Raw genomic sequence first — 2,553 nt, 5'->3', positions numbered from 1 at the left:
CTCGTCGACGGCGATGATCTGGAGGCGGGCGTCGCTGACGCGCAGCCGGGCGCGGGCGATCGAGGCTTCGATCTCGCCGCGCTCGCCGAGCAGGCGGGCCCATTCGCGGTTGATRTTGTAGACCTTCGTGCCGTCGATGAAGCCCTTCTGAAACAGGCCGAGATATTTGTTGCGCTCGAGCTCGACCAGGCGCAGCTCCTCGACCTTGGCGACCTGGCGCGCCTCGAGGCCCTTCACCTCCTCACCGGACTGGACGATGCTGATCTCGAGCTGTTCCTTGCGGCTTTCGCGGTTGGTGCGGTTGCCGTCGAACAACCGGGTCTCGCCCTGGATGATCTGGCTGGCCTCGTCGGAGAATCGGGCGAACTCGGCCGGGAAGGTGATCGCGGCRAGGTTGTCGCGCTCGGCGATCAGGCGGGCCTTGCGRCCGAGATTYTCGCCGAGCTGCGAGCGGATGATCGAGAGCTCGGCCTTGGTCTGGACATCGTCGAGCCAGAACAGGGTCTGGCCTGCCTCGACCCGGTCGCCCTGTCGCACCCCGATCGCCTGGACGACGCCGCCGTCGCGGTGCTGCACCTCCTTGAGGTTCTGATCGACCTTGATCGAGCCCTGGGCGATCACGGCGCCGTTGAGATGGGCGCTGGCGGCCCAGCCGCCGCAGCCGACGACCAGGAGCAGGGCGAGCGCGGTACCGGCGAGCATATGCCGGCCGAGCCCGAAGTTCGGCTCGCGCCCTTCCCTGGCGTCCCCGCCCACCTGCGATGCGACATTGCGCCTGGTCATATCCGTCTCTCCCGTCAGCGGACCCGGGATGCGAGGCCSMGCKGCCSCGCACCGAGGTCARTARTARTAAAGCCTGTGRCTGCCCTGGATCTCGATSGAGTAGTCCCTCTCGTCGGTCTGCTCGAGATAGACGTCGACATAGGTGTAGTCGTTGTCACCGATCTTCTCGATGCGGAAGCGGAAGGGCTGGCTGGCAGTGCCGGCCTGGTCGCCATAGGCGCTGGCGAACGGATCGGCCTCGTCCCCGGGCGCACCATTGGCGGGATCGCCATCCGTGCGGATCTGGTACTGGCTGACGATGATGCGGTCGCCAGCCTCGAGATCGAGGATCTGGTGGATCAGGTCGCGGTCATCCTCGTCATAGGGCACGTCGAACGAGAAGCAGTCGTTGCCGGCACCGCCGGTCAGCGTCACTGCGTCGGCACCGATGGTGAAGTGGTCGTCGCCGCTGCCGCCGATCACCGCCTCGATATTGGAGAAGCTGTCCGCGCCGATCTCGACGCTGACCGCCTTGCCCTCGACCAGGTTGATGTMGATGCATTGCGTCGCCTGGGAGTAATCCAGCGTGTCGCTGCCGTTGCCGCCATCATAGCAATCGGCCGCGGCATCGAGCGTGCCGATGATCACGTCGTTGCCGGCGCCGGCCTTGACGAGATCCTCACCGGTACCGCCATCGAGCGTATCGTCGCCAGCATCTCCGGCGATCTGGTCGTTACCAGCTCCGCCCATGACCACGTCGTCGCCGTCATCGCCCTCGAGCCGGTCGTTGCCGGCCCCGCCATCGATGACATCATCGCCCGCGTCGCCCTCGATCCGGTCGTCACCAGCCTCGCCGAAGAGCCGGTCATTGCCGGCATTGCCCTCGACCCGGTCGTCGCCGGCGCCGGCGAAGACGATGTCGTCATCCGCGTCGCCCTCGATCCGGTCGCGCCCGTCGCCGCCGAAGACGATGTCGTCACCGGTCCCGCCATGGATCTGGTCGTCGCCGCTGCCGCCCGCGAGGTGATCGTCGCCGGAACCGCCGTCGAGCACATCGTCACCGTCGTCGCCGGAGAGCGTGTCGTCGCCATCCTCGCCGAAGAGCCGGTCATCGCCGCCGCCGCCGGCCGCTGCATCGTCGCCCGCGCCGAGCTGGGCCGTGTCCTGGCCGGCGCCGAACTGGACGATGTCGACATGAGCGCCACCGGTCACAACATTGTTGCCGTTGCCGGTGCGGACGCTGTTGGTGCCATCGCCGGTGAAGATCGTGTTGTCGCCTTCGCCGCCGTCGATCCAGTCGTCGCCGGCGCCGCCGTCGAGGATGTCGTCGCCGTCCTCRCCATAGACCTGGTCATTGCCGGCSCCGCCCATGACGTGATCGTCGCCGGCATCGCCATGAACTTCATCATTCCCGGCGCCGCCATCCACGGTGTCGTCGCCCTCATCGCCATGGGCGACGTCGTTGCCGGCATCCCCGGCGATCTGGTCGTCGCCGGTGCCGCCCTGGATCACGTCATTGCCGTCACCGCCGGAGAGCTGGTCGTTGCCGGCGCCGCCGACAATGATGTCATCGCCAGCCTCGCCGAAGATGATGTCGTCGCCATCCTCGCCGAAGAGCTGGTCGTCGCCGTCGCCGCCATAGATCGTGTCGTTGCCCTCGCCGCCATAGACGATGTCGTTGCCGCGGCCGGCATAGATCAGGTCATGGCCGGCGCCGCCGCGGATGAAGTCGTTGMCGGCGCCGCCATGCAGGATGTCCGAGCCGCCGCGGCCATCGATCACGTCATTGCC

General features: G+C 67.4%; 1 protein-coding gene and 1 pseudogene. Both read right to left on the bottom strand.

Annotation, left to right across the window (positions count from 1 at the left end):
• Positions 1 to 783 (bottom strand): annotated as a pseudogene (locus AC1DJT_RS35990) (HlyD family type I secretion periplasmic adaptor subunit); the annotation flags it as partial.
• 57 nt (positions 784 to 840) lie between these two features.
• Positions 841 to 2,553, bottom strand: a 1,713-nt coding sequence (locus AC1DJT_RS35985) for a calcium-binding protein (RefSeq protein WP_476835986.1), incomplete at its 5' end; no start/stop codon positions are given.

The sequence above is a fragment of the Allobosea sp. 05T422_2 genome (assembly GCF_056396265.1).
Note: the sequence above shows the minus strand (reverse complement) of the source record. Positions and strands in the feature narration are given on the sequence as shown.